Here is a 7245-nt window from a genome sequence, read left to right as displayed (position 1 = left end):
CCATCACCCTGACTAGTCTTTCAGGCGATTGGTGCTGGGAGACGAAAAGATCTTCCAGTGGTGCGTGAACGCGAGAAAAAGCCCCCGGAAGATATCTTCCGGGGGCTTTTTTATTGGGCGTCAGACAGGAATTGATAAGGGGTAACTACCGATGACCGACAACAACCGTTTACGCATAGCTATGCAGAAATCTGGCCGTCTTAGCGATGATTCACGCGAATTACTCGCCCGCTGCGGCATAAAAATTAACCTGCACACCCAACGCCTGATCGCGCTGGCCGAAAACATGCCCATCGACATCCTGCGCGTGCGTGACGACGACATTCCAGGGCTGGTGATGGACGGCGTCGTGGACCTCGGTATCATCGGTGAAAACGTGCTCGAAGAAGAGCTGCTGACGCGCCGCGCCCAGGGAGAAGATCCGCGTTATTACACGCTGCGTCGCCTGGACTTTGGCGGCTGCCGCCTGTCGTTGGCCACCGCCGTGGACGAGCCGTGGGATGGTCCGGCCAGCCTCAACAACAAACGCATTGCGACCTCGTACCCGCACCTGCTGAAGCGCTACCTCGACCAGAAAGGCGTGCAGTTTAAATCCTGCCTGCTGAACGGCTCGGTGGAAGTGGCCCCACGCGCCGGTCTGGCCGATGCTATCTGCGACCTGGTGTCTACCGGCGCAACCCTTGAAGCCAACGGCCTGCGTGAAGTCGAAGTTATCTACCGCTCCAAAGCCTGCCTGATCCAGCGTGACGGCGAAATGCCGGCAGCCAAGCAGCAGCTGATCGACAAACTGCTGACCCGTATCCAGGGCGTGATTCAGGCTCGCGAGTCCAAATACATCATGATGCACGCGCCAACCGAGCGCCTTGATGAAGTGATTGCCCTGCTGCCGGGCGCCGAGCGTCCGACCATTCTGCCGCTGGCCGGCGATCAGCAGCGCGTGGCGATGCACATGGTGAGCAGCGAAACGCTGTTCTGGGAAACCATGGAAAAACTGAAGGCGCTGGGTGCCAGCTCCATTCTGGTGCTGCCGATTGAGAAGATGATGGAGTGATGTGATGAGCAACTTCAACACGCTGATTAACTGGAACGACTGCGACGAAGCCGCGCGACGCGCGCTGCTAATGCGCCCGGCTATCTCCGCTTCGGACAGCATCACTCGCACCGTGGCGGAAATCCTGAACAACGTTAAAAGCAATGGCGATGCCGCCCTGCGTGAATACAGCGCGAAGTTCGATAAAGCTGAAGTAAAGCAGCTGCAGGTCACTCAGCAGCAAATCGATGAAGCCGTCGCGAGACTCGGCAGCGAGATTAAAGAGGCGATGGCCGTGGCCGTCGCTAACATCGAAAAATTCCACCTCGCGCAGCAGCTTGCCCCGGTGGATGTGGAAACCATGCCCGGCGTGCGCTGCCAGCAGGTGACTCGCCCTGTAGCCTCCGTGGGCCTGTACATTCCAGGTGGATCCGCCCCGCTGTTCTCCACCGTGCTAATGCTGGCCACGCCTGCCCGCATCGCGGGCTGCAAGAAAGTGGTGCTTTGCTCCCCGCCACCGATTGCCGATGAGATCCTTTACGCGGCCCACCTCTGCGGCGTGCAGGAAGTGTTTCAGGTCGGTGGTGCCCAGGCTATCGCAGCTTTGGCGCTCGGTACGGAAAGCATTCCTAAAGTGGACAAGATTTTTGGGCCTGGCAACGCCTTCGTTACCGAAGCAAAGCGCCAGGTCAGCCAGCGTCTCGACGGCGCGGCCATTGATATGCCTGCTGGCCCATCGGAAGTGCTGGTGATCGCCGACAGCGGCGCCACGCCTGACTTTGTCGCCTCCGACCTGCTTTCTCAGGCGGAACACGGCCCGGATTCTCAGGTGGTTCTGCTGACCCCGGACAGCACCATGGCCCAGGCCGTTGCCGATGCCGTTGAGCGCCAGCTTGCTGCCCTGCCGCGCGCAGAAACCGCGCGCAAAGCACTGGAAAGCAGCCGCTTAATTGTTGCCCGTGATTTAGCGCAGTGCATTGAGATTTCCAACCAATACGGCCCTGAGCATCTGATCATTCAGACCCGCAACGCCCGTGAACTGGTGGACGATATTACCAGCGCAGGCTCGGTATTTCTGGGCGACTGGTCGCCGGAATCCGCCGGGGATTATGCCTCCGGGACAAACCACGTCCTGCCGACCTACGGTTACACCTCCACCTGCTCAAGCCTCGGGCTGGCGGACTTCCAGAAGCGCATGACCGTGCAGGAACTGTCTTCGCAGGGTTTTGCTGCTCTGGCAAAAACCATTGAAACCCTGGCCGCCGCCGAGCAGCTGACCGCCCACAAAAACGCCGTTACCCTCCGCGTCGCCGCCCTGAAGGAGCAAGCATGAGCCTCGAAGAGTTAGCCCGCGCCAACGTTCGCGCCCTGACCCCATATCAGTCTGCCCGCCGCCTCGGTGGGAACGGCGACGTCTGGTTGAACGCCAACGAATACCCGACGCCGGTAGAGTTCCAGTTAACCGCGCAGACGCTGAACCGCTACCCGGAGTGCCAGCCAAAGCAGGTAATCGCCAACTATGCCAGCTACGCAGGCGTGAAGCCTGAGCAGGTTTTGGTGAGCCGCGGCGCGGATGAAGGTATCGAGCTGCTGATTCGCGCGTTCTGCGAACCGGGCAAAGACGCGATTCTCTATTGCCCGCCGACCTACGGCATGTACACCGTCAGTGCCGAAACCTTTGGCGTAGAGTGTCGCACCGTGGCCACGCTGGATAACTGGCAACTGGATCTTCCGGCGATTGCAGAGAACCTCGACGGCGTAAAAGTTGTTTATGTTTGCAGCCCAAACAACCCAACCGGCCAGTTGATTAATCCGCAGGATCTGCGCGCGCTGCTGGAAATGACCCGCGATAAAGCGCTGGTCGTTGCCGATGAAGCCTATATCGAGTTTTGCCCCCAGGCGACGCTGGCAGGCTGGCTTCAGGAATATCCCAACCTGGTCGTGCTGCGGACGCTCTCCAAAGCATTTGCGCTTGCAGGCCTGCGCTGCGGATTTACGCTGGCGAATGAGGAAGTGATTAACCTGCTGCTAAAAGTCATCGCCCCTTACCCGCTTTCAACACCGGTAGCTGACATCGCCGCCCAGGCGCTAAGCCCGCAGGGCATCAACGCGATGCGTGAGCGCGTGGCCGAAGTGCTACTTAATCGCCAGTATCTGATCAATGAGCTGAAAAGCGTACCTTGCGTTGAGCAGGTTTTCGACAGCGAAACCAACTACGTCATCGCCAGAATGACCGCCTCCAGCGCAGTCTTTAAATCGCTGTGGGATCAGGGCATTATCTTACGTGACCAGAATAAACAACCGACGTTAAGCGGCTGCCTGCGCATCAGCATCGGCACGCGAGAAGAGTGCCAGCGCGCCATTGAGGCGCTGCGTCAGCAACCCGGCCTGCAGGCCACGGAGAGCAAATGAGCCAGAAAGTACTTTTTATTGACCGCGACGGGACCCTGATTTCCGAGCCACCGAGCGATTACCAGGTCGACCGCATGGAGAAACTCGCCTTCGAGCCTGCGGTGATCCCGGCTCTGCTGCAGCTGCAAAAGGCGGGTTACCGCCTGGTGATGATAACCAACCAGGACGGCCTGGGTACCGCCAGCTTCCCTCAGGCCGATTTCGACGGCCCACACAACCTGATGATGCAGGTGCTGACCTCGCAGGACATCATTTTTGATGAGGTGCTGATTTGCCCTCACCTGCCGGCGGACAACTGCGACTGCCGCAAGCCAAAGCTGGCGCTGGTCACTGGCTACCTGCAGGACGGCGTGCTGGATAAAGCCAATAGTTACGTGATTGGCGACCGCGCCACGGACATTGAGCTGGCCGAAAACATGGGCATTCAGGGGCTGCGCTACAACAGCGATGGTCTGGACTGGAAGCAAATCGCCGAGAAACTCACTAAGCGCGATCGCTACGCCCACGTGGAGCGCAACACCAAAGAAACGCAGATTGACGTGAAAGTGTGGCTGGATCGTGAAGGCGGCAGCAAGATCGCCACCGGCGTCGGTTTCTTTGATCACATGCTGGACCAGATCTGCACCCACGGCGGCTTCCGCATGGAGATCGCGGTGAAAGGCGATTTATACATCGACGATCACCACACCGTGGAAGATACCGGCCTGGCGCTGGGCGAAGCGCTGAAGCTGGCGCTGGGCGACAAACGTGGCATCACCCGCTTTGGCTTTGTGCTTCCGATGGACGAATGCCTCGCCCGCTGCGCGCTGGATATCTCCGGCCGCCCGCACCTCGAATATAAAGCCGAGTTCAACTACCAGCGCGTGGGCGATCTCAGCACCGAAATGGTGGAACACTTCTTCCGCTCGCTCTCTTACACCATGGGCGTGACGCTGCACCTGAAGACCAAAGGCAAGAACGATCACCACCGCGTGGAGAGCCTGTTTAAAGTCTTTGGCCGCACCCTGCGCCAGGCGATTCGCGTAGAGGGCGATACGCTCCCTTCCTCGAAAGGAGTGCTCTGATGAACGTGGTGATCCTCGACACGGGCTGCGCCAACCTGCATTCGGTGAAATCGGCCATTCAGCGCCACGGCTATGAGCCGCTGGTCAGCCGTGACCCAGACGTGGTGCTGCGCGCCGATAAGCTTTTTCTGCCGGGCGTAGGTACTGCACAGGCGGCCATGAACCAAATCATCGAGCGCGATTTGGTGGAGTTGATTAAAGCCTGTACTCAGCCCGTGCTGGGTATTTGCCTGGGAATGCAGCTTCTCGGCAGCCGCAGCGACGAAAGCCACGGCGTGGATATGCTGGGCATCATTGACCAGCCGGCGCTGCAGATGAAAGATTTCGGCCTGCCGCTGCCACACATGGGCTGGAATCGCGTTTACCCCAAAGCGGGCGATCGCCTGTTCCGCGGCATTGAAGACGGGGCGTACTTCTACTTCGTACACAGCTACGCAATGCCGGTCTGTGAAAATACCATCGCCCAGGCAAACTACGGTGAAGCCTTCACCGCGGCGGTGCAAAAAGATAATTTCTGGGGCGTTCAGTTCCACCCCGAACGTTCCGGTGCGGCTGGGGCTCAGCTGCTGAAAAACTTTCTGGAGATGTAGACGATGATCATTCCGGCTCTTGATTTAATTGACGGCAACGTGGTGCGTCTCCATCAGGGAGATTACGGCCAGCAGCGTGACTACGGCAGCGATCCGCTTCCGCGTTTACAGGATTATCAGGCTCAGGGTGCGGAAGTGCTGCACCTCGTTGACCTGACCGGGGCTAAAGATCCAGCGGCCCGCCAAATTCCTCTGCTACAAAAACTGCTGGCTGGCGTGAGCGTGCCGGTTCAGATTGGCGGCGGTGTGCGTACCGAGCAGGACGTTGAGGCCCTGCTGGATGCGGGTGCCGCTCGCGTGGTGGTTGGCTCCACCGCGGTGAAATCTCCGGCGCTGGTCCAACGCTGGTTTAAACGCTTTGGCGCCGATGCTCTGGTGCTGGCGCTGGACGTGCGCATTGATGCCGAAGGTAACAAACAGGTCGCGGTGAGCGGCTGGCAGGAAACCTCCGGCACCACGCTGGAACAGCTTGTCGATGAGTTCCTGCCGTTTGGCCTGAAACATGTGCTGTGCACCGACATCTCTCGCGATGGCACGCTGGCAGGCTCAAACGTCGAGCTTTATCAGGAAGTATGTGCGCGCTTCCCGCAGGTCGCCTTTCAGGCTTCAGGCGGTATTGGCGGGCTGGATGATATTACCGCCCTGCGCGGCAGCGGCGTGAAAGGCGTGATTGTTGGGCGTGCGCTTCTGGAAGGTAAATTTAACGTGAAGGAGGCGATTTCATGCTGGCAAAACGGATAATCCCTTGCCTGGACGTGCGTGACGGCCAGGTGGTCAAAGGCGTGCAATTCCGTAATCACGAAATCATCGGCGACATCGTGCCGCTGGCGCAGCGCTATGCTCAGGAAGGCGCAGACGAACTGGTGTTTTATGATATCACCGCCTCGAGCGATGGCCGCGTGGTAGACAAAAGCTGGGTGACCCGCGTGGCGGAAGTGATCGATATTCCTTTCTGCGTGGCGGGCGGGATTAAATCCGTGGAGGATGCCGCGCAGATCCTGTCTTTCGGGGCGGATAAGATTTCCATTAACTCCCCTGCTCTGGCCGATCCTGAGCTTATCACTCGCCTGGCGGATCGCTTCGGCGTGCAGTGCATCGTGGTCGGCATTGATACCTGGTTTGACGCTGAAACAGGCAAATACCACGTGAATCAGTACACCGGCGATGAAAGCCGTACCCGCGTAACAAAGTGGGAAACGCTGGATTGGGTGCAGGAAGTGCAGAAGCGCGGCGCCGGGGAAATCGTCCTGAATATGATGAACCAGGATGGCGTGCGTAACGGCTATGATCTGACGCAACTGAAGAAAGTGCGTGAAGTGTGCCACGTGCCGCTTATCGCCTCCGGTGGCGCAGGCACCATGGAACACTTCCATGAGGCCTTCCGCGATGCGGACGTTGACGGCGCTCTGGCAGCTTCCGTGTTCCATAAGCAAATTATCAATATTGGTGAACTGAAGGCGTTTCTGGTTCAGCAAGGCGTGGAGATTCGAGTGTGTTAACAGAACAACAGCTAGCCCAGCTGGACTGGGAAAAAACCGATGGCCTGATGCCGGTTATCGTTCAGCACGCGGTGTCCGGTGAAGTCCTGATGCTCGGCTATATGAACCAGGACGCGCTGGCAAAAACCCAGGAAAGCGGCAAAGTGACCTTCTTCTCGCGCACCAAACAGCGCCTGTGGACTAAAGGTGAAACGTCAGGCCATTTCCTGAACGTGGTGCGTATTGCGCCAGACTGCGATAACGACACGCTGCTGGTGCTGGTGAACCCCATCGGCCCAACTTGCCACCTCGGCACCTCAAGCTGCTTTGGGGATACTCACCACGACTGGCTTTTCCTGTTTGAACTTGAACAGTTGCTGGCCTCGCGGAAAACTGCCGATCCCGCCAGTTCCTATACCGCCAAACTGTACGCCAGCGGCACCAAGCGTATTGCGCAAAAAGTGGGCGAAGAAGGCGTGGAAACCGCGCTGGCAGCAACCGTGAACGATCGTCACGAACTGACCAACGAAGCTTCTGATTTGATGTATCACCTGCTGGTGTTGCTGCAGGATCAGGATTTGGACTTGAGTACGGTGATTGAGAATTTACGGGCCCGGCATAAATAAGCCCGGGAACAGATGTAAAAAAGGCCGCTAACGCGGCCTTTTTGA

General features: G+C 58.5%; 8 protein-coding genes and 1 other annotated feature. All 8 genes read left to right on the top strand.

The window, feature by feature from the left end; all coding sequences use genetic code 11:
* Nucleotides 1-114 (top strand) — a sequence feature (His leader region). This feature is flagged as partial in the annotation.
* A 37-nt stretch (nt 115-151) separates the two neighbouring features.
* Genes hisG through hisIE form a run of 8 tightly spaced genes read left to right on the top strand, consistent with a single transcriptional unit; the run spans nt 152 to nt 7200 of the window.
* Nucleotides 152-1051: an ATP phosphoribosyltransferase gene (gene hisG, locus ACR6JA_RS12495; RefSeq protein ID WP_008455029.1), complete on the top strand. Its 900-nt coding sequence runs from the start codon at nt 152-154 to the stop codon at nt 1049-1051.
* A 4-nt stretch (nt 1052-1055) separates the two neighbouring features.
* Nucleotides 1056-2363, top strand: coding sequence for a histidinol dehydrogenase (gene hisD / locus ACR6JA_RS12490; RefSeq protein ID WP_494492872.1), 1308 nt, complete (start codon nt 1056-1058; stop codon nt 2361-2363).
* Nucleotides 2360-3442 (top strand): histidinol-phosphate transaminase, encoded by a 1083-nt coding sequence (hisC, locus tag ACR6JA_RS12485; RefSeq protein ID WP_213712465.1) that lies wholly within the window; start codon nt 2360-2362, stop codon nt 3440-3442. The genes hisD and hisC overlap by 4 nt, the downstream gene beginning before the upstream one ends.
* The gene (gene hisB, locus ACR6JA_RS12480; protein WP_213712467.1) at nt 3439-4506 is read left to right on the top strand and encodes a bifunctional histidinol-phosphatase/imidazoleglycerol-phosphate dehydratase HisB; all 1068 of its coding nucleotides are present in this window, start codon (nt 3439-3441) and stop codon (nt 4504-4506) included. Before hisC ends, hisB begins: the two co-directional genes overlap by 4 nt.
* Nucleotides 4506-5096, top strand: a complete 591-nt coding sequence (hisH, locus tag ACR6JA_RS12475) for an imidazole glycerol phosphate synthase subunit HisH (protein WP_213712469.1) — start codon at nt 4506-4508, stop codon at nt 5094-5096. Before hisB ends, hisH begins: the two co-directional genes overlap by 1 nt.
* A 3-nt stretch (nt 5097-5099) precedes the next feature.
* The gene (gene hisA / locus ACR6JA_RS12470; protein WP_213712471.1) at nt 5100-5837 is read left to right on the top strand and encodes a 1-(5-phosphoribosyl)-5-[(5-phosphoribosylamino)methylideneamino]imidazole-4-carboxamide isomerase; all 738 of its coding nucleotides are present in this window, start codon (nt 5100-5102) and stop codon (nt 5835-5837) included.
* Nucleotides 5819-6595, top strand: a complete 777-nt coding sequence (hisF, locus tag ACR6JA_RS12465) for an imidazole glycerol phosphate synthase subunit HisF (protein ID WP_213712473.1) — start codon at nt 5819-5821, stop codon at nt 6593-6595. The genes hisA and hisF overlap by 19 nt, the downstream gene beginning before the upstream one ends.
* Nucleotides 6589-7200: a bifunctional phosphoribosyl-AMP cyclohydrolase/phosphoribosyl-ATP diphosphatase HisIE gene (hisIE, locus tag ACR6JA_RS12460; protein WP_008455044.1), complete on the top strand. Its 612-nt coding sequence runs from the start codon at nt 6589-6591 to the stop codon at nt 7198-7200. Before hisF ends, hisIE begins: the two co-directional genes overlap by 7 nt.
* The last annotated feature ends 45 nt before the right edge of the window (nt 7201-7245 follow it).

The sequence above is a fragment of the Cedecea sp. B1(4) genome (genome assembly GCF_059414925.1).
The sequence above is the reverse complement of the archived record's forward strand: the minus strand, read 5'-3'. Positions and strand labels throughout refer to the sequence as shown.

Bases quoted from the DNA above. Each gene is read 5' to 3' on its own strand.
- hisH (WP_213712469.1), top strand. From the start codon at position 4,506: ATGAACGTGGTGATCCTCGACACGGGCTGCGCCAACCTGCATTCGGTG.
- hisG (WP_008455029.1), top strand. From the start codon at position 152: ATGACCGACAACAACCGTTTACGCATAGCTATGCAGAAATCTGGCCGT.
- hisF (WP_213712473.1), top strand. From the start codon at position 5,819: ATGCTGGCAAAACGGATAATCCCTTGCCTGGACGTGCGTGACGGCCAG.
- hisD (WP_494492872.1), top strand. From the start codon at position 1,056: ATGAGCAACTTCAACACGCTGATTAACTGGAACGACTGCGACGAAGCC.
- hisB (WP_213712467.1), top strand. From the start codon at position 3,439: ATGAGCCAGAAAGTACTTTTTATTGACCGCGACGGGACCCTGATTTCC.
- hisA (WP_213712471.1), top strand. From the start codon at position 5,100: ATGATCATTCCGGCTCTTGATTTAATTGACGGCAACGTGGTGCGTCTC.
- hisC (WP_213712465.1), top strand. From the start codon at position 2,360: ATGAGCCTCGAAGAGTTAGCCCGCGCCAACGTTCGCGCCCTGACCCCA.